This is a genomic window from Brachybacterium sp. GU-2 (assembly GCF_030866705.2).
Lineage (GTDB): Bacteria > Actinomycetota > Actinomycetes > Actinomycetales > Dermabacteraceae > Brachybacterium > Brachybacterium conglomeratum.
Genome location: NZ_CP133037.2, coordinates 1560021 through 1583813 on the forward strand (window position 1 = coordinate 1560021; position 23793 = coordinate 1583813).

Genomic DNA, 23793 nt, shown 5'->3' on the forward strand with positions numbered 1-23793 from the left:
CATGCGTGCGATATGGAGCGGTGAGATCACCTTCGGACTCGTGAACGTGCCGGTGAAGCTCTACGGGGCGACACGTTCGCACGACATCTCCTTCCACCAGGTGCACGACGACGACCACGGGCGGATCCGCTACGAGCGGCGCTGCGAGGTGTGCGGGCGGGAGATCGACTACGAGCACATCGACAAGGCATACGAGGACGGCGACAAGACGGTCGTGCTCTCCGACGAGGAGCTCGATGCCCTCCCGGCGGAGGAGAACGACGAGATCGACGTGGTCCAGTTCGTGCCCTCGGACCAGGTGGACCCGATCCTGCTGGGCACCTCGTACTTCCTCGAGCCCGTCGGCCGCTCCTCGAAGGCCTACGTGCTGCTGCGGAGGACCCTCGAGGAGACCGAGCGCACCGCGATCGTCACCTTCACGCTGCGGACGAAGACGCGCCTGGGCGTGCTCCGGGTGCACGAGGACCTGCTGGCCCTGCAGACCCTGCGCTGGCCGACCGATCTCAAGGACGTCGACTTCGGGCCCTCGAGGTCGAAGGTCTCCGCGAAGGAGATGGAGATGTCCGCCGCGCTGGTCGAGCAGTTCAGCGACGACTTCCATCCCGAGCAGTTCACGGACGAGTACCAGGCGGAGCTGCGCCGGATGCTCGAGGCGAAGCTGGAGGAAGGCGACACGGTCGACACCGACGCGACCTTCGGGAAACAGAGCTCCGGGGAGGACTCGGAGGAGGGCGGCAAGGTCATCAGCCTCATGGACGCCCTCGAGCGAAGCGTGCGGAGGCGCCGCGGCGGCGACACAGGAGCGAGCGACAACGAGACGTCGCGCGCCACCAAGAAATCCGGCGGCACCAAGAAGTCGGGCGGCACTAAGAAATCCGGAGGCGCGAAGAAGTCCGGCAGCAATAAATCCGGCACCAAGAAGTCCGGCAACAAGAAGTCCAGCAGCAGCAGCAAGAAGTCCGGTACCGCGAAGAAATCAGGCGCTTCGAAGAAGTCCGCGTGAGGCCGCGCTGTGACCGGGAGGAGCGCCACGCCGGCACCCGAGGGCTGCGCCTCGCGGGCATCGTCCGCCGATGAGCACGGCTGAGTGACCGCGTGGGACGCGGTGGAACGGTTCAGCCGAGCACGGCACCATGGGGACGATCACTGTTCCTGCACCCCGAGGAGTTCCCATGACCGTCGTCGTCACCGCCGTGTTCCAGCCCAAACCCGGCAAGCAGAAGGAGCTCGCCGAGGCTATGCGCCGCGGCATCGAGGCCGTCCACACCGAGAAGGGCTGCGAGCTCTACGCGATCCATGACGCCGAGGACGGCACCGTGACGATGATCGAGAAGTGGACGACGGCCGAGGACCTCGACGTCCACGGCGACAGCGACCAGGTGAAGATCCTCCGCGCCGACATCGCCGACCTCATCGAGGGCCCCGCGACCGTCACCCGCATGACCCCGATCCCCGCGGGGACGGAGTCGCAGGGCGCCCTCCGAGCACCTCCGAGCGCACGAGCCCCGGGGCGGAGCGGGACAGCACGCCCTGGGGCTCCATAGCGCGCAACGTCGCGCTCGTCGCAGCGTCGCTGGCGATGGTGTGGCTCGCGCTGAACGTGCGCCTGCCCTCGCTGGACGAGCTGCGGGCGGACATCGACGACTTCGGCGCCTGGGCACCGCTGGCCTTCATCGGCCTCTACGCCCTGGTGGCGCTGACCCCGATCCCCGTGACGATCATGGCGGTCGCCGGCGGGATGCTGTTCGGCCTGGGTCCCGGCACGCTCCTGTCGATGATCGGGGTGACAGCCGGCTGCCTCGGCGCGTACTGGCTCGCCCGTGCCCTGGGCCGCGAGACGGTGATGCGGGCGCTCGGCTCGCACCGGGGAGTCGTCGAGGAGCGCCTCGAGGGCGGCGGGTTCTACGCGGTGTGCACGCTGCGGCTGATGCCCGGGATCCCCTACTGGCCGGTGAACTACGGCAGCGGCGCCCTGGGGATCCCGAGCCGTGAGTTCCTGCTGGCGACGGCGCTGGCCAGCTTGCCAGGCCAGGTCTCCCTCATCGCGGTCGGCGCCTTCCTCGCCTCCCCGGACGTGCTGCACGGCAGCGTGGTGGCGGTCTCCTGGCTGGTCGTGATCGTGCTGACGGTGCTCTCCTACCGGCGCTGGCGCGCCACCCGCACTGCGGACGGGGCGGCGGGGACGGCCGGGGCGACCGACGACGCATGAGCCCCGCTCACCTCGCTCGACGTCGGGTCCGAGGGCGCTGCCGGGGCCCCGTCCGGGTCTGGACTGCGGGGCACCCCGACGGAGCAGGCCCACGGTTCCGCGAGAGGGCACGGCACCGACCGGCCGCAGCGAGCCGCCCGGCCCGCGCGTCAGGACCGATCCGGACGCCGCCACCGCGGAGATCACCGGGCTCGAGCCGTCCCACCCCCTGTACGCCGAGGTGCGCGAGCGGATCGCGTCCCCGGTATATTCGCGTCACACGGACTGAGCACCCCGCCCGAGCCGTCCCCGACTTCTCGCCCGCAGCCCACGGCCGCGGGACCACTCGATCGAAAGGCATCCCCATGGCAGAGCGCACCGTCACGATCGCCAGCGCTTCCGGGCTCCACGCCCGCCCCGCCGGCATCTTCGCCCAGGCCGCTGCGCAGCAGCCCGCCACCGTGACCATCGAGAAGGCCGGCGGCAGCGCCGTGCAGGCCTCGAGCATGCTGATGCTCATGACCCTCGGTGCCGGCCACGGCGACGAGGTGACCCTCCGCGCCGAGGGCGAGGGGGCCGAGGAGTCGGTCAACGCTCTCGCGGACCTGCTCGAGAAGGACCTCGACGCCGAGGAGTGAGCGAGAGCCTCACCCGATGCAGAAGGGCGCCCCACCAGCTGGTGGGGCGCCCTTCTCGCGTCGGGGCCGGTCAGCCTCTCACAGCCCCAGCTCGCCCAGGATCGGCAGGTTCGCGCGGACCAGGCTCACCGCGTCCTCGGAGGTGCGGGCCGCGAGCGCCTTCGCGGCGAGGTCCTTGGCCTGCTCGAGGGTGACGGTCGAGAGGACCTTCGCGACGGCGGGCAGGGAGCGCGGGGTCATCGACAGCGAGTTCACGCCGAGGCCGACGAGCACCACCGCGAGTCCGGGATCGCCCGCCGCCTCGCCGCACACGCCGACGGGCTTGTTCGCGCTCTCCCCGAACGCCTCGGGGTCGCCGCCGGCCGCGCGGGCGCCGTCGCAGGTGGCCTTCACCAGCGCGAGCACGGCGGGCTGCCAGGGCGAGTTCAGGTGCGCGAGGGAGCCGAGCTGGCGGTCGGCGGCCATCGTGTACTGGGTGAGGTCGTTGGTGCCGATCGAGGCGAAGTCGGACTCGGCGAGGTGGCGGTCGGCGGTGATCGCGGCCGAGGGGGTCTCGACCATGATCCCGGCCGGCTCGAGGCCGCGCTCGCGGCACAGGCCCACGAAGTCCTCGGTCTCGTCGACGGTCGCGATCATCGGCGCCATCACCCAGGGCCTCGCCTCGGTGCTCTTCGCGGCGGCGGCGATCGCGTCGAGCTGGTTGGTCAGCACCGAGCGCTTCTCCCAGGAGGTGCGATAGGCGCGCACGCCGAGGGCGGGATTGGGCTCGTCGGCGTCGGTGAGGAAGGGCAGGGGCTTGTCGGCGCCCGCGTCGATCGTGCGCACCACGACCTTCTTGCCCGGGAAGTGCGCGAACGTCTCCGCGTAGGCGGCGGTCTGCTCCTCCACGCCGGGCTCGTCCTCGCGGCCCAGGAACAGGAACTCGGTGCGGAACAGGCCCACGCCGTCGGCGTGGGCGGCGGCCGCCTTCTCGGCGTCCTTGGCGCCGCCGATGTTGGCCAGCAGCTGCACGCGGGTCCCGTCGGCGAGGACCCCTCCCCCGCCCTCGTAGGTCAGGGGGTTGCGCTGCAGCTCGGCCCACGCCTGGGAGAGGCGCTGGTGCTCCTCGGTGACCTCGTCGGTGATGGTGCCGAAGCCGGCGTCGATGAACACCTCGGTGCCGTCGGAGAACTCGTGGATCCCCTTCGCGGCGACGATCGCGGGCAGGCCCAGCTGGCGGGCGAGGATCGCGGTGTGCGACTGGGGCCCGCCGTCGGAGGTGACCAGGGCGAGCACCCGAGCGGGGTCGAGGGTGGCGGTGTCGGCGGGGGCGAGGTCGATGGCGGTGAGCACGAACGGCTCGTCGACCTCGGGGATGCCGGGGGCCTGTTCGCCGCGCAGCTCGGCGACGATGCGGGCGCGGACGTCGCGCACGTCGGTGGCGCGCTCGGCCATGTACCCGCCGAGGTTCTCGAGCATGGAGGCGACCTGGTCGCCGGCCTCCCACACCGCCCGTTCGGGCGTCTTTCCGCCGGAGAGGACGAGCCCCTGGGCGGTCTGCGTGAGGGAGGGGTCTGCGGCCATCTGCGCGGTCGCCTCGAGGATCTTCTCCCCATCGCCGTTCGCGCGCTCGGCGAGGCGGGCGAGAGTGGCCTGCACGGCGGCGGCCGCGGCGGGGATCCGCTCGGACTCGGCCTGCGCATCGGCACCCTCAAGCAGGGTCGCATCCGCCGCGGGCTCGGCGACCGGCGGGGCCATCGTGCGGATGGTGCCGATCACCCGTCCGGGGCTGACTGCCACACCTGTGTACTGCACCATCGTCGTCGTCTCCTCGATCCGGCCGGATGCTCCTGGTTGGCGCACATGCTACGCGGCGCGACCCCGCCGCGGACCTCCGGAGGTCCGCGGCGGTGGGAGGGACCGGCTCAGTTCGCGGAGTCGGGCGACTGCGGAGAATCCGCGGACACGGAGCTGGGGGCCGACGGGGCGGAGGCCGGGCTCGGTGCGGACTGGGCCGACGGGGCGGACTGGGCTGACGGGGCGGATTGGCCCGAGGGCGCGCTCGGAGCCGACGGCGCCGACGCCGGGGTGGGCGCGGACTGCGCAGAGGGCGCGGACTGCGCGCTCTGGGCGCTGGGTGCCGACGGGGCCGACTGCGCGGCCGGGGCGGGCTGGGCCGACTGCACGTCGGCGGCCTCCGCGGGAGCAGGCGCCGGCGACGCCGCGCTGGCCGCACTCACCGCCGTCGGCGCGCTCACCGCCGTCACGGCGCTGACCTCGCCACCAGCGGTCCCCGCGCTCTGCATCGTCTCCGTCGCCGGCAGCGCGGCGGCGGGCTCGACCGGGCTCGACGCCGGCGGAGCGGAGGCCACGGAGGCCTGCGCGGCGCCGTCGGCCGGCTGCACGACCGCGTCCTCGACGGTGCGCGGGGCGCTCTCGCCGCCGCCGACCATCGCATAGGCCACGCCCGGGATCAGCACGGCCGCGGTGGTGCCGGCCGCCACGGTCCAGATCGTCGTCTTCGCACGCATCGTGATCACTCCTTCGTCGTCCCGGTCGCCCGGGTCCTCTTCTCGGTGACCACAGAGAACACGGGTCCGATGAGAGACGCCCCAGACGGTGATGAGGCGCCTCTCATGCGACGGCCGACCACCGCCGACGGCCGCGGCGTTGACCCCTCCGCGGCGCACCGCTAGCGTCCGCCGCAGCACGCGATGCCGCCGCACCCCTCAGGAGCCCCCGTGATCCGGTCCCGATCTGCACGCTCCGGCACCCCGCTGGGCTGGGAGCATCTGCCCGCCCCGGACCTGCGCGGCAGGACCGTCGTGATGACCGGCGCGAGCGACGGGCTGGGCCGCGAGGCCGCGCTGCAGCTGGCGCTCTGGGGCGCCGATCTCGTGCTCGCGGTGCGCAGCCGGGCCAAGGGCGAGATCGTCCGCTCCCGCGTCACGGCGGAGACGAGGCGCCCCGGGGCGGTGCGCCTGGTCGACCTGGAACTCGACGCCCTCTCCTCCGTCCGCGCGGCTGCCGAGGCCATCGGCCGCGAGACCGCCGGGACCGGGATCGACCTGCTGATCCACGTGGCGGGCCTGGTCACCCGCCGGCGAGAGGAGACGGCCGACGGCTTCGAGCGGATGATCGGCGTCAACGCCCTCGCGCCGCTGCTGCTGACGGATCTGCTGCTCCCCTCGGTGCGGGAGCGGGTCGTGGTGGTGGCCTCCCACGCCCACACCTTCGGACGCATCGACCTCACCGATCCGCACTTCCGCCGCGGCGGGTGGTCGCTGCGCGCCGCCTACGGCCGCTCGAAGCTGGTGACGATGCTGTGGGGGCTCGACCTCGCCGAGCAGCTGACCGCGTCGGGCTCCCCGGTGGACCTCCAGCTGGTCCACCCCGGCTGGGTGCTGACGAACCTGCAGAACGCGACCGGCTCCGACCGGCTGGACGCCCTGGTGACCGCCGCGTCCCGTCCGCTGGCGATGACGGCGCAGGAGGGCGCGGCCTCGGTGCTGCTCGCGGCGACGCAGCCGCTCCCGCCCGGCTCCTACCTCGGCCCCGACGGTCCCGGCGCGCTGCACGGACGGCCGACCTTCCTGCGTCGCTCCCCCACGGCGCTCGACCGCGACGTGGCCCGGGAGGTCGCCGCATGGGCGCGTGCGGAGGTCGACGGCCTCGGCGGATGACCGCGCATGACACGGGCCCTCGACGTGCGGGCTAAGAGGGAGCAGACTGCGAGCGTCCCGTCCGAGACCTGCAGGAGGCTCCCATGACCGCATCCGCCCCCGAGGACTTCCTCGCCTTCCGCGACCGTCGCGACCGCGGCCTCGCCGCGCCGCACGGGATCCTCTCCCAGGTGGGACTGCACTGGATCGACCCGGCCGACGGGGCGCGCGAGATCGAGGGCGTGCCCGGCACCTGGAAGCGCGAGGGCGACGTGCTCGAGGCGGAGTGGGAGGGCGAGGCGCTCGAGCTGCTGGCGGACGCCCCCGAGGCGCTCGTCGAGCACCATGGTGAGCACACCCGCGTCACCGTCGGCGCGGCCGCCGACGTGCGCCTGGCCCGCTTCGGCGAGGACGTGCAGATCGACGTGATCCGCCGCGGCGACCGGATCGGGCTGCGCCTGCTGGACCCGTCGGCCCCGCGACGCACCGCCTTCGAGGGCGTGCCGACCTTCGAGCACGACCCGGACGCGGTGCTGACCGGCACCTTCGTCCCGCGCCCGACGGAGATCACGGTCGGTTCGGTCCTGCCCTGGCTCACCTCGGAGATCCCCTCCCCCGGCGTCGCGCGCTTCACGATCGACGGCCAGGACGTGGAGCTCGTGGTGACCGGCCGCTCGACCCTCGTGTTCACGGACGAGACCTCCGGCACGGAGAGCGCGGACTGGCGTCAGGTGGAGGCGCGGATCGACGGGGACCGCATCGAGGTGGACCTGAACCGGGCGCTGAACTTCCCCTCGGCCTTCAGCACCTCGGCGACCTGCCCCCGCCCGCCGGAGGGCAACCACCTGACGGTCCCGGTCCGCGCCGGCGAGCGCCGCGTGGAGCCGACGGACCGCTGAGGGCCTCTACCGGCCCTGCCTCCGCGCATTCGTCGCGGCGATCCAGCGACGGTGCGCCGCGATCGCGGCCTGCGTCGGAGGGCGCGGGGCGTACGCGCGTGAGGCGTCGACGAAGGCGAAGGGGTTCTCCCCGCGGTACAGCATCATGCGATCCGTGGTCGCGAGCGCGGTGATGCGCCGTCCGGCGGGCTCGCGCAGCACGACGACCGCGGCGCCCGTGGTCCAGTAGGAGCTGCTCTGCTCGATCACGGCGACCTGCTCCCACGGGATTCGATGGGTGCGCACGTAGTGGACGATCGTGAGCCCCTCGTCGTCGACGAGGAACTGGACCCTGGTGCCCACGAACCAGACCAGGCCGATGAAGAGCACGAGGGACAGGCACAGCAGGAACCCGAGCACCCCGGCGACGGAGTCCGCGGTGAGCAGCATGACGCCGCCGCCCAGCACGAGGAGGGAGACGGGCGCGAGGACGACGCCCATCGCGGACCGGACCACCCAGACCCGGATCGCGCGATACCCGACCTCGGCCACGCTCCCCCTCCGATGGCGCCCGGATGAACACAGCAGTGCAGATCAGCGGAGGGTGCGGGATTCGAACCCGCGGTACAGGGTCACTGCACAATGGTTTTCAAGACCATCTCATTCGGCCGCTCTGACAACCCTCCCGGTGCCCGAAGGCACCCGCACCAGTCTACCGTCGACGCCGGGGGCACCGGCGCTAGGCTGGCACCACCCAACCCCGCCCGACGGAGGAGCCCTGATGCGCGCGATCCTGATCGACTCGGAGGGCGCGGCACCGCGCCTGCTGGAAGACGCCGACGAGTCCCTGCTGACCGGCGAGGTGGCGCTCGACGTGGAGTTCTCCTCGCTGAACTACAAGGACGCGATGGCCCTGGCCGGCAAGGGCATCGCCCGCACCCACCCGCTCATCCCGGGCATCGACCTGGTCGGCACGGTGACGGAGTCCGCCGATGCCCGCTTCTCCCCCGGCGACGCCGTCGGCCTGAACGGCGACGGGATCGGCGAGTCCCGCCACGGAGGCTTCGCGACCCGTGCCCGCGTGCGGCCCGATGCACTCGTCCATCTGCCCGATGCCCTCACCCCGCAGCGCGCCGCCGCGATCGGCACCGCCGGCTTCACCGCGATGCTCGCCGTGCTGCGCCTCGAAGACGCAGGCCTCGCCCCGGCCGACGGGGACGTGCTGGTCACCGGCGCCTCCGGCGGCGCCGGCTCGATCGCGATCGCGCTGCTCGCCGGTCGCGGCCACCGCGTGATCGCCTCGACCGGGCGCGGCGAGGAGCACGGCGAGTACCTGCGCTCCCTCGGCGCCGCCGAGGTCGTGGACCGCCGCGAGCTGTCGGAGGAGACGGGCCGGCCCCTGCAGTCGCAGCGCTTCGCCGCCGCGGTCGACGGGGTCGGCTCGACGACCCTCGCGAACGTCCTCGCGCAGACCGCATGGGGAGGCACGGTCGCCGCCTTCGGCCTCGCACAGGGACCGGACCTGCCCACGACGGTGCTGCCGTTCATCCTGCGCGGCGTCACCCTCGCCGGCATCAACTCCGTCGAGTGCCCGCTGCCGCTGCGCGAGCGGGCCTGGGCGGCGCTGGCGAGCGAGCTCGACCCGGCCCTGCTGGACTCGATGACCACCACCATCGGCCTCGCCGACGCGATCCCCACCGCGCAGCAGGTGCTGGCCGGCCGGATCCGCGGCCGCACCGTCGTCCAGGTGGGGCGATGACGGCGAGCCCGGACACGGAGAACCCGAGGACCGAGAAGAGGACCATGCGCGCGATCACCATCGTCGGCGAGGGCGAGCTCGAGCTCGCCGAGCTGCCCGAACCCACGCCCGGCCCCGGCGAGGTGCTGGTCGACGTCGTCGCCGCAGGCGTGAACCGCGCCGATCTGGCGCAGGCCGCGGGCCAGTACCCGCCCCCGCCCAGCGCCTCCGAGCTGCCGGGCCTCGAGGTCTCCGGCCGACGCCGCGACACCGGCGAGGAGGTCGTCGCCCTGCTCGCTGGCGGCGGCTACGCCGAGGTTGTCGCGGTCCCCGAGGAGCAGCTGCTGCCGGCCCCGGAGGGCATGGGCCTGATCGACGCGGCCGGGGTGGTCGAGGCCGCCGCGACGGTCGTGTCGAACCTGGTGCTCGAGGCGGGGATGCGCGAGGGCGAGACGGTCCTGGTCCACGGCGGCACGGGCGGCATCGGCACGGTCGCCATCCAGCTCGCGAAGGGCATGGACGCCCGTGTGCTCACCACCGTCGGCAGCGACGACGCCCTGCCGATCGTCGCCCAGCTCGGCGCCGACCAGGCGTGGAACCGCCGGATCATCGACCTGCCCGCCGCGGTGCGCGAGGCGGGCGGCGCGGACGTGATCCTCGACGTCGTCGGCGGCTCGGCGCTGGCCGACAACGTCGCGATGCTCAACGAGGGCGGCCGCCTGGTGATCATCGGGACGCTCGGCGGTGCGAGCGGCGAGCTGCCGATCGGGCAGCTGATGGCCAAGCGCGCCCGCGTGATCGGCTCGACGCTGCGGTCACGCCCTGTGGAGAACAAGGCCGCGATCCTCGAGGCGACCCGCTACCTGGTCTGGCCGCTGCTGGCCTCCGGGGAGCTGCAGATCCCGATTCACGAGCGGCTCCCGCTGGCCGAGGCCGCTCGCGGCCACGAGATCCTCCGCACCGGCGGCCACCTGGGCAAGGTGATCCTCGAGGTCGCTCCCCCGTCGGGCGAAAACCGCCGGGGACGCCGCCGTAAGGCGTGATCCAGGGAAAGGTCACGGAACGGTGAACGGGGCGAATCGGACTTGTCCGATTCGCCCCGTTCGCGGAGTCTGGCCGCACCCACCCATCATGCGGGACGGACCTCGGTCCGGATCGGGCATCGCGGCCTCGCAAGGCCCGATCGCCCGCCGGCCGAGGAGCTCCCATGCCCCGTTCCGCCCACGATCTCGCCTCCGTCGACCGCTTCACCCCGGTGAGCCGCCGCGCCGCGGCCACCGACCGGTTCTCCCCCGTGATGATCGTGCTGACGCTGCTGGCGACGGCCGGATGCCTCGCCTACGGGGTGTTCCTCCTCCAGCCCTCGCACCGCGGCGACCTGATCCCCTGGCTGCTTCATCGTGTCCGAGGCGATCCTCGTGCTCCATGCGCTGTGCGCCATGTGGACCGTGCTCGCCGGCACCCGGGACGTGCGCGACCACGAGTACTGGCGGGCACGGGACGAGCTGTACTCGCTCTCGCGGCTGTCCTCCCTCCCCCAGCGCGGGGACCCCTCCCGCTGGCCCCTGCAGCTGGCGACATGGGGAGGACTCCCCATGATGAAAGACTGCTCCTATGGGCGACGAGACGATCACTGGTCTGCTCATCTCCGCGGCCTCGTTCGTCGTGGGAGCGGCCTTCTTCACCCTCGCCACCTGGGAGCGCCGTGGACGTTCTCCGGCGGCCCGACGATGGATGGGCAGGGGGCAGGGAAATCCGCTGTTCCGTGAACGCATGTCCGTGGTCGGAGGGCCGGCGGTCGGGGTGCTGTGCTGGTGCTTCAGCGCTGTGGCGCTGCCCGTGATCGGCACGTACCTACTGCTTGTCGTGGCACCGATCGCCGTGCTGAGCTTCATCCCGCTGATCATCTGCTGCCTGAGCTTCATCCCGATCCCGGACGCCGTCTATCCGAAGTGGGCCCGCCCGATCCGTCACGCCAACGAGCAGGCCGTCAAGGACTCCGAGGCCTGGCTCCGCGCGTACCGTCAGCGTCAGCGCTGAAAGCGCTCCAGCACCAGCACGGTGCCGTCCTCGTAGATCGACTCGGTGACCACGTCCGCGACATCCTTGACACCCTGTGGCGCCTGCCCCATCGCGACCCCGACCTCGGCCCAGGTGAGCATCTCGGTGTCGTTGAAGCCGTCGCCGACGGCGACGGTCGCCCGCCGCTCGATGCCGAGCCGGTCGCGGATCACCTCGAGGGCGCTGGCCTTGGAGATGCCGGGCGCGGCCATGTCCAGCCAGGCCGTCCAGCCGATCGAGTACTCGACGCCGTGCACCCCGGACTCGGCGATGACCTTCGAGAACTCCTGCGGGGAGAGGTCGGGGACGTGGACGACCACGCGCACCGCCTCCAGCTCCATCAGGTCGTCGAGCGCGGTCTCGGTCGCCTCGACGCCGAAGCTCGCGTCCTGGAAGCCGGTGGTCGAGTGGAAGCCGCCGTCGGCCGTCTCGACCGCGTAGTGCGCGTCGGGGGCGACCTCGCGCAGGGTGCGCAGGGCGTGGCCGGGCTGGAAGGAGCGGGTGTCGACGATGCGGTGCCCGCCCTCGGCTTCCGGGTCCATCTCGACGGTGACCGCGCCGTTGGAGCAGACCGCGTAGCCGCGCGTGATCCCGGCGGCCTCGACGATCGGCAGGGTCGCGCCGAGGGAGCGGCCGGTGGCGATGACGACGGTGTGCGTGCTCGCGGCGCCGCGCAGCGCGTCCCGCATCTCCGGGGTCATCCGCCCGTCGTGGTCGACGAGGGTGCCGTCGACGTCGAGGCCGATCAGCAGCGCCTTCCCGTCGAGCCGGTCGAGGTGCTCGGCCAGACGCTCCCGCGCGGCGGTGCGGTCGGTGGTCGTGAGGGAGGCGCCCATGCGCGGCAGTGTGCCATCGGCCGCCGACGAACGGGTGAACCGTCGGTGACGAAGAGCCTCGCGCAGTCGCTTCAGGGGTCGGGGGAAGGGCATCTCAGGCAGCGCCGCCCACGACCTCGAAGACCTCGCGCCCGCCGAGATAGGGCCGCAGACCCTCCGGCACGACGACGGAGCCGTCGGCCTGCTGGTGGTTCTCGAGGATCGCGGCGATGAAGCGGGTCGTGCCGAGCGTGCCGTTGAGGGTGGCGACGGGGCGCAGTCCGTCCTCGGTGCGCTCGCGGATGTTCAGCCGACGGGCCTGGAACTGGGTGGTGTTCGAGGTGGAGGTCAGCTCGCGGTAGGTGTTCTGGCTGGGCATCCACGCCTCGCAGTCGTACTTGCGGGCGGCGGAGGTGCCGAGGTCGCCGGCGGCGGTGTCGATGATGCGGTAGGGCACGTCGATCCGCGCCATCATCTCCCGCTCCCAGTCCAGCAGCCGCTCGTGCTCCTCGTAGGAGTCCTCGATGCGGCAGTAGGAGAACATCTCGACCTTGTGGAACTGGTGCACGCGGATGATGCCGCGGGTGTCCTTGCCGTAGCTGCCGGCCTCGCGGCGATAGCAGGCGCTCCAGCCGGCGTAGCGGATCGGGCCGCCGGAGAGGTCGAGGATCTCGTCCTTGTGGTAGCTCGCCAGCGCTACCTCGGAGGTGCCGACGAGGTAGAGGTCGTCGCCCTTGTCGAGGTGGTAGACCTCGTCGGCGTGCTCGCCGAGGAAGCCGGTGCCCTCCATCGACTCCGGCAGCACCAGGGTGGGGGTGATCATCGGGGTGAACCCGGCCTTGGTGGCCTGGTCGATCGCGGAGTTCAGGATCGCGAGCTCGAGCTGCGCGCCGACGCCCCGCAGGAAGTAGAAGCGGGCGCCGGAGACTTTTGCGCCGCGGGCCATGTCGATCGCCTTCAGGCCTTCGGCGATCTCGAGGTGGTCCTTGATCTCGCCGTCGAAGCTCGGGATCTCGCCGACGGTCTCGCGGACGACGAAGTCCTCCTCGAGGCCCTCGGGAGCGCCCTCGGCGAGGTTCGGGATCTCGCGCAGGGCCGCGTCGCGGACGGCGAGCGCCTCGCCGGACTCGGCCTCGAGCCGCTTCACGTCGGCGGCGAGCTGCTTGACCTCGGCCAGCAGTGCCTGCTTCTCCTCGCCCGTGGCCTGGGAGACCTTCTTGCCGAAGGCCTTCTGCTCGGCGCGCGCGGACTCGAAGGCGGAGGTGGCCTCGCGCCAGCGGGAGTCGGCCTCGAGCACCGCATCGACGGTGGAGGCGTCGCGCCTCCGGGCCCGCTGGGCCGCTCGGACGACGTCGGGATTGTCTCGCAGGAGCCGCAGATCGATCATTGCTCCAGGGTACCTGCGTGCGCGGGCCTCTCGCGGCGGGGCCGCGCCGCTACTGTGGGCACATGGATCTGACCCTGCTTCTGCTGAGCATCGCCTCGGTGGTCACCACGATCATCGCCGTCGTCCTGCTGGTCGTGGTGCTGCGACGCCTCGGTCGCCACCGTCGCGAGCTCTCCGCCCTCCAGGCCGCGGCGGCCTCGCGGACCAGCGCGCCCGAGGAGCCGTCCGACGACGGCGAGGACGCGCACGCCCCGGGGCGCCTCCGCCGCATCGCCGTGGTGCTGAACCCCTCGAAGTTCGAGGGCACCGACGACTTCCGCCGACGGATCTCCGAGGTCGTCGAGCGGGTCGAGGGCGCGGAGGTCGAGTACTACGAGACCACGATCGACGACCCCGGTCGCGGACAGACCGAGCAGGCAGTCGCCGACGGCGCGGACCTGGTCATGGCCGCGGGCGGAGACGGGACCGTGCGCATGGTCGCCTCCGTCCTCGCCGGCACCGACACCCGCATGGGCATCATCCCCTCCGGCACCGGCAACCTCCTGGCCCGCAACGTCGACATCCCCCTGGAGGACCCGGCCGCGGCGATGGTCGCGGCGCTGACCGGCAAGGACCACCAGGTCGACGTCGGCTGGCTGCGCTATGGGGACTCCCCCGCGACCGCGCAGTCCGCGCCGAAGCAGATCTTCCTGGTGATCGCGGGCTTCGGCGCCGACGCCGAGATGATCGGCTACACCGACCCGCGGATGAAGAAGCGCATCGGCTGGGTCGCCTACGTCTTCGGCGGGGTCCGCACGATCCTCGGCCGCTCGGTCGACGTCGTCGTCGAGCTGCCCGACCGCACCCGCCACGCCCACAAGGCCCGCACCGTGCTGCTGGGCAACGTCGGCAAGCTGCCCGGCGGCTTCGTGCTGATGCCGGATGCGACGATCGACAACGGCCGCCTCGAGGTGGTCGTCGCCGGCTGGCGCGGCGCGGCGGGCTTCAGCCAGGTCGCCACCCAGGTGATCAACCCGAAGCTGGTCCCGAAGGTGGGACCGAAGCTCTCCACGATGGAGCGCTATCTGACCACCGGCATCCGCGTGACCACGGCGAAGGCGCAGCCCGTCCAGCTCGACGGGGACACCGACATCGAGGCGACTCACCTGATCGCGACCGTCGATCCCGGCGTGCTGCGGCTGCGGGTCCCGGACACGACGGACCCCTCGAAGTCCTGAGCTCAGGCGTCGGGGTCCTCGAGATGCGTGCCCCACTCGTCGTCCCAGAGGATCCGCGTGCGCGGGCCCCACCAGGTCCCTGCCCCGTACGCCAGGTTCTCGAAGGGCAGCGGCACGCCCCGCACGGCGACGCCGTCCCGGTGGAAGACGTAGAGGATCTCCTGCGTGGTGTAGTGCTCGCCGGGCTCGACGATCACCCCGGACTCCTCGTTGATCCTCTCCCCCGGCGTCCCGATCGTGTAGACGGTGAAGCGGTCCCAGGCGAACTCGTCGCCGATGGCCGCGGCGACGTCACGCGGCTCGCGATCCTCGTCGACCGCCATGACGGCATCGACGAGTCCGGAGCTCACGGCCACTTCGATCTCCCGTCGTCGGCGCCCGGGCAGGAGCCCGCAGCCGCCGAGGACCAGGCCGACCCCGGAGAATACGGCGACGGCCGCGAGATCACGTCGCGAGCTGCGGCGCTGCAGCACTGCCACCGTTCCCCTCACTCCCGCAGCTTGCCGCTGCGGGCGAGCTCCGGGTCGGTGCAGGAGGAGAGGTCGAAGCAGCAGGGGCGGCGAGAGCCGTTGCGGAGCTTGTCGATGGAGACGTCGACCCTCTTCGCGCGGGTGCTCTCGCTGCGGGTCGAGCCGACCCAGCGCACCCACTCCCAGCGCGCCATCGGGGTGAGCGACGGCCAGGTCTCCGCGAGATCGCCTGCGTCCTCGAGCGCGGCGGCGAGGTCGGCGGGGACCTCCGGCTCGGGCCAGTCCTTCGTGGTGGTGAGGGTGAAGGCGACCTCGCTGCCCTCGCTCGCGTCGAGGGCCTCGGCGAGCTCCGGCGCCAGGTCGATCCAGTGCCCCTTGCGCCCGTCGGGCTCGACGACGGTGTCGCGCTCGTGACCGTCGAGGGTCGCATGCACGGCGACCTGCCCGCGGGAGGGCAGCTGCGCGCTCGCCTCCTCGGGCAGCGGCAGGATCAGCCGCTCGTCGATCGCCCGCACCCGGCCGGTGCCGGTGACGGTGACGGGGGTCTTCGGGGCCATCTCAGATCTCCGTGGTCGGGTCGGCGGGGGTGATCATGCCGCTCAGGCGCTCGAGCCAGTCGTGGGCCTCGTCGTAGGCGTGGTCGGCGTAGTCCTCGCGCACCTCGGGCTGCTCGCCGTCGACCCGCGGGTAGGAGCCGAGGTAGTGCACCACCGGGCAGAGGCGGTGCAGGGAGCGCAGCGCCGCGGAGACCCGCCGGTCCTCGATGTGCCCCTCGAGGTCGAGGGAGAAGGAGTACCGGCCCAGGAAGTCGCCGACGGGCCGGGATTCGATCCGGGACATGTTCACGCCGTTGGAGCCGAGGATCTCGAGCGCCTCGAGCAGGGCGCCGGAGCGGTTGTGCGGCAGCTGGATCACGACGGTGGTCTTGTCGGAGCCGGTGCGGGCGGGGATCCGGCCCTCGCGGGTGACGAGCACGAAGCGGGTGATCGCGCCGGCATGGTCCTCGATCCCGTCGGCGAGGACGGTGAGGCCGAAGTGCTCCGCCGCCAGCGGCGAGCAGACCGCGGCACGCCCCCAGGCCTCGTCCTCGCTCATGCTCGCGAGGTCGCGGGCCGCGGCGGCGGTCGAGGAGGCGGCGGTGATGTTCGCGCCGGGCACGTTGCTGCGCAGCCAGCCCTGCACCTGCGCCTGGGCGTGCGGGTGGGAGGAGACGGTGGTCAGCTGCTCGAGCGCGGTCTGCTCGCGGGCGGCGAGCACGAAGGTGATCTGCACGGTCTGCTCGGCGACGATCGTGATGGAGTCGGTCGCGGCGAGCACGTCGAGGGTCCCGGAGACGCCGCCCTCGACGGAGTTCTCGATCGGGGCCATGAGTGCGTCGATGTCGCCGGCGATCAGGTCGGTGGTGGCGGTGGCGACCGAGGCGAAGGGCACCAGCTCGGGCTCGGTTGCCCGGAACTCCTCGGGGATCTCGGTGAGCGCCTGGAGGAGTGCTTGGTGGGTGAAGGTCGTCTCGGGACCGAGGAATCCGTACCGCATGGGGGAAGGGTACTCGGGTGCCGGTACCCGGCGCGGAGCCCGGTCATGGTGGCCGAGCTGGGCGGAGACGGGCAGGGCATCCCCCCGTCTCAGAACGGAGGGCCCTGCTCCCAGTACGCGCGGCTCTCGTCGTCGGGGTCGGGCGGTGGGTCGTGCAGAAGGTCCGCTGGTCCCCACTCCTGCAGGATCCGGTCGATCTCGCCGTTCGCCTGCATCTGGTCGAGGTCCCGGTGCCAGCAGAACTCCTCCCACGACTCCATGAGCGCCTTGGCGTGATGGGGCGCGGCGAGGTCACCACGTGGTGCGACGCGGGTGGTGATCAGGGCCGGGGAGCCGACCGTCCAGGTGGTGGCTCCGTCGGGCTCCCGCACGGGATCGATGCGCCCGGCGGTCTTCAGATCGTGGTGCCTCCAGTCGAGGCGGTGGAGGTTGTGGAGGCTGGTCGGTCCGCCGCGGGCGGGATCGGCGTGGTCGAACTCTTCGATGTGGTCGTTCTCGGCGTCGTCGGTGGTGGTGTGCGTGCAGCAGGGGGCGGCGCAGCGCGGGTGCAGGAGCCGCAGATGCTCCACCTGGTCGGCGGAGGGGCGGTAGCGCTCGGCGGGCAGCGGGAGGAATCCGCCGTCCGCGGGGTCGGCGAAGACGCGGTGCCAGACGGGCTCGGCGGCGGCGAGGTCGCGGGCCATCTGCCCAGGCAGCGGGTGGATCCCGTCGTACAGGGCCGGGGTGTCGCTGAGGCCCATCAGGGTGAGCACGGGGACGACGACGTTCACGCGGTGCCGCGGCGCGGGGACCTCGACCCCGCCGGTGTCGAGCTCGGTGCGCAGGAGGATCGCGTAGCGCAGCGCCGCCTGGCTCATGGCCTTCCCGCCACGGGCCACGTCCCCGTCGAGGTCGAAGGGGATCGGCTCGCCCTCCTCGAGGGCGCGGCGCTGACGCGCCTGCACGGTCTTCGCGGAGCGGTCCAGGCGCCGGGCGAGATCGAGGATCTCGGGGATCGGGCCGGTGATGCGCAGGAAGGCGGTGCCATCGTCGTGCAGGGAGTTCTCGAGGGACACGTCCCGCAGCGACTCGGGCCGCGGGGCGCTCATCTCGCGATCGAACCAGGAGCGCAGCTGGCGCAGCTCGTCACGGAAGCGGTCCGCAGGCACAGAGGCAAGATCCCATGAGGCGACGATCTCGTCGACCTGGGCGCGCTGGACGGCGGTGAGGTCGCGGACCGCCTTCAGCATGCGCGTGTGCCATTCGACGGGCATGTCCCCGGCGGCGAGTCGTGCGAAGGTCGCGGGCATCTCGGTGACGGCGGTGTGCGCGTCCGCGATCCGATAGGAGGCGATCGCGGTGGTGGTGCGGGTCGCGATCGCGACGGCGAGGCTGCGCTCCTCGCGGTCGTCGTCGAGGTCGGGGTCGTCGTGGTCGATCCAGAAGGGGGCGAGGTCGGCGAGCCGGCGCGCGTGGCGCCGGGAGTCCTCCCGCTCCTCCTCGAGCAGGCGCGCGATGGTGCGAGCGTCGGCGCCGGGCTCGACGCCGCCGCGGCGCAGGAGGGAGCCCTCGGTGAGCCGTGCCCGTGCCCGCACGCGGGCACGGGGAGGGGCCGTCGCGGTGCGCGGCACAGGGCCGCGTGAGGCGGGAGCGCGGGAGGCCGACGGTCCGGCCGACGAGCTGCGCGGGGACCGCGCAGAGGCGGGAGACGCCACGGAGCGGTGGTCCGTCGTGGTCATCGCCCCCACCTCCCCGTGGACTCGTCGTCGATGCTGCTGTTGTGGGCGTTCCAGCTGGTGATCAGCCTACGGACCCACCCTGACATTCGACGTGTGCGACCGCCACAGGCCGACGGGAGATGTGGAAGCGTGCGGGATGTGGAGGAACGGTCGCGGCGCTGGCCGAGGTCACCCCTCCCGCAGATCCAGCACCCAGCGCTGCGCCCGACAGGTGCCGCCCGCGGGGTGCGGGACGAGCTCGCCCGTCGGCCGGGCGCCGAGAGTGCGGGCGACGGACTGCGAGGCTGTGTTGTCCGGGGCGATCAGGAGCACGGCCCCGGACCTCGTCGTCCCGCGCCTTGCAGGCAGGTCCCGCGCCCGGTCGGCCAGTGCCTCTGCGAGCGGCACGCCGAGGCCACGCCCCCTAGCCTCTGGGAGGAGCCAGTAGGTCAGCGCCACCTGGCCCGGTCCGAGCCCTGGCGCGAGCCGGTTCAGCCCTCCCCCGCCGAGCAGCCGACCGCTGCCCTCCTCGAGCGCGGCCAACTCGACCACCGGGCCGTCCTCGCGCCAGCGCGCGCAGCGGGCGAGGAACTCCTCGAGGCGCTCCCGGTCCCAGGGCCGGCCGATGATCTCCCTGGCCAGCGCCTCGTCCTGACCGGTGAGGATCTCCTCGGCATGCCCCGGGCCCAGGCGCTCGAGGCGGATCCTCACGCCGCGCGGCTCGACGACCGACTCCTGGACCGCCTCACTGCCCGCCCGCGCTCTCCCCCGCGAGCACCGCCCGCACGGTCGCGAGGATCTCGACGTCGCGGGCGCCGCGGGTGCGGGCCTCGGCGACGGGGCCGGCGAACAGGGTCAGCAGCGCCGCGTCGACGGGGCCGCCGTCCTCGCGCTCGGCGGTCTCGGCCTCCCGTTCGGCGCTCGCCACGGCGTCCGGCGCGATCGTCGTGCCCGCGCCGCGGCGGGTGACGATGATCTGCGCTTCCTCGAGCATCTTGTAGGCGCGGGCGACAGTGCCGGCGGCGAGGCCGAGGTCCGCGGCATGCGCCCGGATGGCGGGGAGGCGGTCGCCGGGCCTGAGCTCGCCGCCGCGCACCTGTTCGACGATCTCGCGACGGACCTGCTCGTACGGGGGCTGGGGTGAGGGCATGAGGACACGATAGGCGGAGGGAGTGGAGGCCTCGTGCACGTCGCGGTCGGTGTCGAGGAGCGCCCCGTAGCATCGGGGCGTGCCCGCCTCCCCCGCCCGATCCGCGTCCCTGCCCGTCGTCCGCGCTCTCCGGGTGATGCTGCTCGCGCTCCTCGCCGCGCTCGCGCTGCTGCCGGGCGCCTCCGCACGGGCCGACGGGGGCGCGGAGGCCGACGCACCCGTGCGCCTGGTGATCGCGACCGCAGGCCTGACCTGGGAGGACATCGACGCGGAGAGCACGCCGACGCTGCAGTGCCTCGCAGACCGCTCCGGCGTGGGCGCCATGAACACCACCTCCACCACCGTCGTCTCCACGAAGCGGCAGGGGCTCGAGACGCTGCACACCGGCTACCGGGGCCTGGCCGAGAAGGCGCCGCGCACCAGCGGCATCCCCACCCCGCCGACGGACCAGTGGGAGCAGCTGCCCGGCGTGGTGACCGAGACCGACGACCCCGCCGCCGTCGCCGGCGCGCTCCAGGACGGGGACGTGGTCGAGCTGATCGCTCCGTCGGTCCCCGACCACGACGACCCCTCGCGCGAGCAGGCGCTCACGGAGCTCGACGGCGCCGTCGCCGCGGCGCTCGAGGACCTCGGCGGCTGCGAGGCCGCGGATCTGCCGCGCACCCTGCTGGTCTCCGTCGCCGCGACCGACCCCGAGCATCCCGAGGAGGTCGAGCGCACCGGCGCGGTCGCCTCCCGCACCGTCGGCCTGCAGGTCGCGATGGACACCGCCCTGCCCGGCCAGGCCCTCACCTCCGGCGCCACCAAGCAGACCGGCGTCGTGATGATCACCGACGTGGTCGCGACCGTGCTCTCCTCCCACGACGCGAGCGCCGACGGGCTGATCCCCGGCCAGCCCTTCCGCGGCACCGACAGCGACGACGCGCAGCAGCTCGCCTGGGACCGCTCCGAGGCGGCCCGGCTGGTGGATGCCGCGACCGTCCCCGCGCTCGGGTCCTGGCTCGCGCTCGGCGTGATCGGCCTCGTGATCGTGCTGGTCCCGGCGCTCGCCCGACGCCGGCGCCTCGCCGCCGTCGGCCGGGCGCTCGCGTCGGTCGCGCCGCTCGCCCTGCCGGCGGGGCTGTGCGCCTCGCTGGTGCCGTGGTGGCGGTCGGACAGCCCGACGCTCGCTCTGGCGGGCGTGGTGTGGGGCGGGTGCGCGCTGCTCTCCGTGCTCGTGCTCTCCGGGCCCTGGCGCCGCAGCCGCTTCGGCCCCGTCGGCGTCTCCGCGGCGCTGGTCGCAGGGATCATCCTGGCCGAGTCCGCGTTCGGATCGCGACTGCAGCTCTCCTCCCCGCTCGGGGCGCAGCCGATCTCGGGCGGGCGCTTCTACGGCCTGTCCAACCACCTCTTCGGGATGGTGCTGGCCGCGGCGATGATGGCGCTGCTGTGCCTGTTCACGGCGGTGCGCACGCCCCGGGCGCGGGTGCTGTGGACCGTCGGCGTCGGGCTCGCGGTCGCCGCGGTGTGCGTCGCGCCGTCGATGGGTGCGGACTTCGGCTCTGGCCTCGCCACGGTCCCGGCCTTCGGCCTGCTCGCCCTGCTCGTCTCCGGGATCCGGCTGCGGGTCTGGCACGTGCTCGCCCTCGGCGTCGGCGGGGCGGCGGCGGTGCTGTCGGTATCCTTCCTGGACTGGCTGCGCCCGCCCGAGGACCGCACCCACCTGGGGCGCTTCATCGACGAGCTGCTCAGCGGCGAGCTGCTCTCCGTGATCGTGCGCAAGCTCGCCCAGAACATCGCCATGGCCACCGGGTACTGGGCGCTCGGGCTGGTGCTGGTGCTCGCCGTGCTCGCCTCGATCGCGATCCTCATGCCGCGCCGGATCCGGTGGCGACGGCTCGCCGCGCTCGATGCGGCCCATCCGGTCGCGCACCGGGTGCGGATCGCGCTCGTGGTCGGGGCGTGGGTGGGCTACGCCGTCAACGACACCGGGCCGGTGCTGATCGCCGCGATGCTCGGGATCTGGCTCGCGCTGCTGCCGCCGACGCTGCCGGACCCGCCCCCGGCCGACGGGACGACGGAGCAGCGCGTCTGATCAGCTGTTCTCGGCATCGACCGCGGCGTGCACGACCAGGGAGGTGTACTCCTCGGGCGTGAGCGGCGCGGTGAGCGAGGCGGGGAACTCCGGCTCCCCCACCTGCAGGTGGGAGGCGATGATGACCGCGTGCGCCGGCTCGAAGCGGCCCTCGACGGGCGCGGCTTCCAGGCGCTCGGCGAGCTGCTCGAGATCGGTGCCGGCGAGATAGACGATGTCGTCGGGCGCGAAGTCGCCTTCGACCTTCAGGGCGCGCAGCAGGGCGTCGAGCTCGGCGGGGTCCACATCGCCCAGCGCCCGGGTCTCGTCGTCGGAGAACTCGCCGTCGACGGGGAGGTCCGCGAGGGTGAGCCGGCGCTGCTCGGCGAGCTCGGCGTCCGGCTCGCCAGGCTCCGCGATGCCGGCCCAGACCTTCGCCTCGTCGTGGTCGGGACGGCCGGTGGGGAGCGGGGTGGGGGTCCCGGCCGACGGGGCCGCCGACACGGGCTCCGGCTCGGTCGGCGCCGTCTCTTCCGCCGCCTCGCGCTCCAGAGTCTCCGCCGGGGCCGACGCCACGGGTTCCTCCCGCCCGAGAGCGGCGGCCGGCAGGCCTGCGGGCTTCTCCTCCCCCGCGCCCTGCTCCTCGTCGGCCCCCTCGATCTCCGGGCTCAGGTGTCGGGTGCGGGCGAGGGCGCGCAGCACGTCGCGCAGCTGGGCGGCGCGGTGCAGGCGGCCGCGCAGGTCGTTGCCGGTGGCGCGGTGGTGGAGGTCGGCGGGGATCTCCTTGACCCAGAAGCCGGCGGTCAGCGCGTCGATCGTCAGCGAGGTCTCCACGCCCCAGCCGGGGGCGAGGGGCTGGCAGGCGTCCCAGGTCTCGCGAGTGATGCAGCGCGTGCCGGACAGCGGCTGCGTCGCCTCCCAGCCGGTCGCACGGAGGATGCCGCGGCGGGCGGTGCGCACCACGACGCCCATCCCGCCGGCGCCCGACTGCGGCGGCAGCAGCGCGATCGCCATGTCGACGCCCTCGCCGAGGACCGCCTCGACCAGCGGCTGCGCGGCGGCGGCGCTCTCGCCCATGTCGGCGTCGAGGAAGAGCAGGGCGCGCGGGACGGCGTCGCGGTCGTCGATCACGGGCAGCGGGCCGGTGTGCCCGGGCGAGCGGGGCTCGGCGTGCAGCTCCTCGGAGAAGCCCTCCCCGCCGTCGGCCCGCTCGGCGCCCTCCTGGATCGCGACCATCTGCGCGCCGGTCGCCATCGCTGCGGCCTTGCCGCGGTTGGTCTTGTGCCGCACCACCAGGGCGCCGGCCCCCATCGCGACGGCGGAGGTGGCGTCGGACGAGCCGTCGTCGACGACGACGACCAGGTCGACCCCCGGGATCCCCCGGGCCGACGCGATGGTCGCCTCGATCCGCTCCGCCTCGTTCTTGGCGGGGATCACGACGGCGACCCGCTCGGGGCGGCGCGCCGTCAGCGGCCCCGCGGCGCTCATCGCAGCGTCACCTGACGGGCGACGATGCCGCCCCGGGCGCGACGCTCCATCGCGGTGAGCGGTTCGGTGGAGGTCAGCGCCTCCTCGAAGCGGGCGCGGAACGCCGCCGCCTCAGCCTCGGCGGCCTCGACCCCGGCGCCCTTGGGCAGGTCCCAGACGGGGATCGACAGGCCCTCGGCGCGGAAGGAGCCGACGTACTTCGCGCCCTCGCAGAGCGCGGACTCGCGGCGGGCGTGCAGGCGGGTGACGGCGTCGATGACGCGGTCCTCGTCGGCGTCCAGCACCCAGCGCACGTGCTCCTTGGGGCCGGCGTCGACCCAGTAGGCGTGGGGCAGGCCCTCGACCGGTCGGGTGGGCATGATCGAGTCGTTCGCCTGGGTGATCGCCTGCTCGATCTCGCCGGTGCGCTCGGCGCTCGGGTCGAGCCAGAACTCGAAGGTGTCCTGGACCCGGATCGCGAAGTCGCCGGAGAGGTCCAGCACGTCCTGCAGGCGCGGGGAGTCGTCCTCGAGGGTGACGGAGGCGACGGGGCTGCCGGGCTCGAGCGCGACCGCCTGGCGGATCGCCTGGCCGAGCCCGCGGGAGAGGTCACCGCCGGGGAACGGGGCCTGCACGCCGACGGTGACGGTGCCGTCGGTGCGGCGCACGGCGGGCCAGGCCATCGGCAGGATCGTGGCGAGCTCGACGTCGACCGCGCCGTACTCCTCGGTGGTCCTCGCCGACATGGTCGCCGCGGGGATCAGCTGGCGCATCGCGACCAGGTCCTGCTCGTTCGGGAGGCCCTCGAAGGGGCGACGGACCAGCTCGTTGCGCGAAGGGGAACTCATGGCGGGGAG

The 23793-nt window shown here is 73.2% G+C and carries 23 protein-coding genes, 1 tRNA gene and 1 pseudogene; 11 read left to right on the forward strand and 14 right to left on the reverse strand.

Annotated elements, in window-relative coordinates; genetic code table 11:
• Position 1: 1 nt before the first annotated feature.
• The 4 genes and pseudogenes from RBL05_RS07155 (at position 2) to RBL05_RS07170 (ending at position 2826) form a co-directional block, all read left to right on the forward strand.
• The gene (locus RBL05_RS07155; protein ID WP_308740096.1) at positions 2-1003 is read left to right on the forward strand and encodes a Ku protein; all 1002 of its coding nucleotides are present in this window, start codon (positions 2-4) and stop codon (positions 1001-1003) included.
• Between the two features lie 169 nt (positions 1004-1172).
• A pseudogene (locus RBL05_RS07160) lies at positions 1173-1481 on the forward strand (putative quinol monooxygenase); the annotation flags it as partial.
• A 98-nt stretch (positions 1482-1579) separates the two neighbouring features.
• A complete protein-coding gene (locus RBL05_RS07165) occupies positions 1580-2209 on the forward strand; it encodes a TVP38/TMEM64 family protein (protein ID WP_308740095.1) in 630 nt (209 codons plus the stop codon).
• A 344-nt stretch (positions 2210-2553) separates the two neighbouring features.
• Complete coding sequence (locus tag RBL05_RS07170) at positions 2554-2826, forward strand: HPr family phosphocarrier protein (protein ID WP_010550035.1); 273 nt, start codon at positions 2554-2556, stop codon at positions 2824-2826.
• Positions 2827-2904: 78 nt separating this feature from the next.
• Here the strand turns inward: RBL05_RS07170 and ptsP are convergent, their stop codons facing one another.
• Both ptsP and RBL05_RS07180 read right to left on the reverse strand, forming a co-directional pair.
• On the reverse strand, positions 2905-4623 hold the full coding sequence (gene ptsP / locus RBL05_RS07175; protein WP_308740094.1) for a phosphoenolpyruvate--protein phosphotransferase: 1719 nt from the start codon (positions 4621-4623) through the stop codon (positions 2905-2907).
• Between the two features lie 107 nt (positions 4624-4730).
• Positions 4731-5336 carry a hypothetical protein gene (locus RBL05_RS07180; protein WP_308740093.1) on the reverse strand — a complete coding sequence of 202 codons (606 nt, stop codon included), beginning with the start codon at positions 5334-5336 and terminating at the stop codon, positions 4731-4733.
• Positions 5337-5546: 210 nt separating this feature from the next.
• Here RBL05_RS07180 and RBL05_RS07185 point away from each other — a divergent pair, with 210 nt between their 5' ends.
• Positions 5547-6488, forward strand: coding sequence for an SDR family NAD(P)-dependent oxidoreductase (locus tag RBL05_RS07185; protein WP_308740092.1), 942 nt, complete (start codon positions 5547-5549; stop codon positions 6486-6488).
• 83 nt (positions 6489-6571) lie between these two features.
• Complete coding sequence (locus RBL05_RS07190; RefSeq protein WP_308740091.1) at positions 6572-7366, forward strand: DUF1684 domain-containing protein; 795 nt, start codon at positions 6572-6574, stop codon at positions 7364-7366.
• A gap of 6 nt (positions 7367-7372) precedes the next feature.
• Here RBL05_RS07190 and RBL05_RS07195 read toward each other — a convergent pair whose 3' ends face one another.
• Both RBL05_RS07195 and RBL05_RS07200 read right to left on the reverse strand, forming a co-directional pair.
• Complete coding sequence (locus tag RBL05_RS07195; protein ID WP_308740090.1) at positions 7373-7897, reverse strand: PH domain-containing protein; 525 nt, start codon at positions 7895-7897, stop codon at positions 7373-7375.
• A 46-nt stretch (positions 7898-7943) separates the two neighbouring features.
• A tRNA-Ser gene (locus RBL05_RS07200) sits at positions 7944-8031 on the reverse strand.
• A gap of 95 nt (positions 8032-8126) precedes the next feature.
• Between RBL05_RS07200 and RBL05_RS07205 the strand changes: the two genes are divergently transcribed.
• The 3 genes from RBL05_RS07205 to RBL05_RS07215 all read left to right on the forward strand — a co-directional run bounded on the left by RBL05_RS07205 (position 8127) and on the right by RBL05_RS07215 (position 11123).
• Positions 8127-9104: an MDR family oxidoreductase gene (locus RBL05_RS07205; protein ID WP_308740089.1), complete on the forward strand. Its 978-nt coding sequence runs from the start codon at positions 8127-8129 to the stop codon at positions 9102-9104.
• Positions 9105-9148: 44 nt separating this feature from the next.
• Positions 9149-10126, forward strand: coding sequence for an NAD(P)H-quinone oxidoreductase (locus RBL05_RS07210; RefSeq protein WP_308740088.1), 978 nt, complete (start codon positions 9149-9151; stop codon positions 10124-10126).
• Between the two features lie 571 nt (positions 10127-10697).
• Complete coding sequence (locus RBL05_RS07215) at positions 10698-11123, forward strand: hypothetical protein (RefSeq protein WP_308740087.1); 426 nt, start codon at positions 10698-10700, stop codon at positions 11121-11123.
• On the opposite strand, the gene RBL05_RS07220 is transcribed toward RBL05_RS07215, so the two are convergent.
• Complete coding sequence (locus tag RBL05_RS07220) at positions 11114-11980, reverse strand: HAD family hydrolase (RefSeq protein ID WP_070501756.1); 867 nt, start codon at positions 11978-11980, stop codon at positions 11114-11116. The two genes, RBL05_RS07215 and RBL05_RS07220, sit on opposite strands and share 10 nt — an antisense overlap.
• Before the next feature lie 94 nt (positions 11981-12074).
• Positions 12075-13346, reverse strand: a complete 1272-nt coding sequence (serS, locus tag RBL05_RS07225) for a serine--tRNA ligase (protein WP_308740086.1) — start codon at positions 13344-13346, stop codon at positions 12075-12077.
• 62 nt (positions 13347-13408) lie between these two features.
• On the opposite strand from serS, the gene RBL05_RS07230 reads away from it, so the two are divergent.
• Positions 13409-14563, forward strand: coding sequence for a diacylglycerol/lipid kinase family protein (locus RBL05_RS07230; protein ID WP_308740085.1), 1155 nt, complete (start codon positions 13409-13411; stop codon positions 14561-14563).
• Positions 14564-14565: 2 nt separating this feature from the next.
• Here RBL05_RS07230 and RBL05_RS07235 read toward each other — a convergent pair whose 3' ends face one another.
• From RBL05_RS07235 to RBL05_RS07260, 6 genes are all read right to left on the reverse strand, one after another.
• Positions 14566-15042 (reverse strand): hypothetical protein, encoded by a 477-nt coding sequence (locus tag RBL05_RS07235; RefSeq protein WP_308740084.1) that lies wholly within the window; start codon positions 15040-15042, stop codon positions 14566-14568.
• An 8-nt stretch (positions 15043-15050) separates the two neighbouring features.
• Positions 15051-15590 (reverse strand): YdeI/OmpD-associated family protein, encoded by a 540-nt coding sequence (locus RBL05_RS07240; RefSeq protein ID WP_308740083.1) that lies wholly within the window; start codon positions 15588-15590, stop codon positions 15051-15053.
• A 1-nt stretch (position 15591) separates the two neighbouring features.
• The gene (gene pheA, locus RBL05_RS07245) at positions 15592-16569 is read right to left on the reverse strand and encodes a prephenate dehydratase (protein ID WP_308740082.1); all 978 of its coding nucleotides are present in this window, start codon (positions 16567-16569) and stop codon (positions 15592-15594) included.
• An 89-nt stretch (positions 16570-16658) separates the two neighbouring features.
• Positions 16659-18287: an HNH endonuclease gene (locus tag RBL05_RS07250; RefSeq protein ID WP_318604234.1), complete on the reverse strand. Its 1629-nt coding sequence runs from the start codon at positions 18285-18287 to the stop codon at positions 16659-16661.
• Positions 18288-18455: 168 nt separating this feature from the next.
• Positions 18456-18977 (reverse strand): GNAT family N-acetyltransferase, encoded by a 522-nt coding sequence (locus RBL05_RS07255; RefSeq protein ID WP_308740080.1) that lies wholly within the window; start codon positions 18975-18977, stop codon positions 18456-18458.
• Between the two features lie 34 nt (positions 18978-19011).
• The gene (locus RBL05_RS07260; protein ID WP_308740079.1) at positions 19012-19416 is read right to left on the reverse strand and encodes a GntR family transcriptional regulator; all 405 of its coding nucleotides are present in this window, start codon (positions 19414-19416) and stop codon (positions 19012-19014) included.
• Between the two features lie 79 nt (positions 19417-19495).
• Between RBL05_RS07260 and RBL05_RS07265 the strand changes: the two genes are divergently transcribed.
• Positions 19496-21490 (forward strand): hypothetical protein, encoded by a 1995-nt coding sequence (locus RBL05_RS07265; protein ID WP_308740078.1) that lies wholly within the window; start codon positions 19496-19498, stop codon positions 21488-21490.
• Here RBL05_RS07265 and RBL05_RS07270 read toward each other — a convergent pair whose 3' ends face one another.
• Together RBL05_RS07270 and RBL05_RS07275 are read right to left on the reverse strand one after the other, a co-directional pair.
• Positions 21491-22957 (reverse strand): glycosyltransferase family 2 protein, encoded by a 1467-nt coding sequence (locus RBL05_RS07270; protein WP_308740077.1) that lies wholly within the window; start codon positions 22955-22957, stop codon positions 21491-21493. It lies immediately after the preceding gene.
• Positions 22954-23784: a DUF5926 family protein gene (locus RBL05_RS07275; RefSeq protein ID WP_308740076.1), complete on the reverse strand. Its 831-nt coding sequence runs from the start codon at positions 23782-23784 to the stop codon at positions 22954-22956. The genes RBL05_RS07270 and RBL05_RS07275 overlap by 4 nt, the downstream gene beginning before the upstream one ends.
• Positions 23785-23793 lie beyond the last annotated feature (9 nt).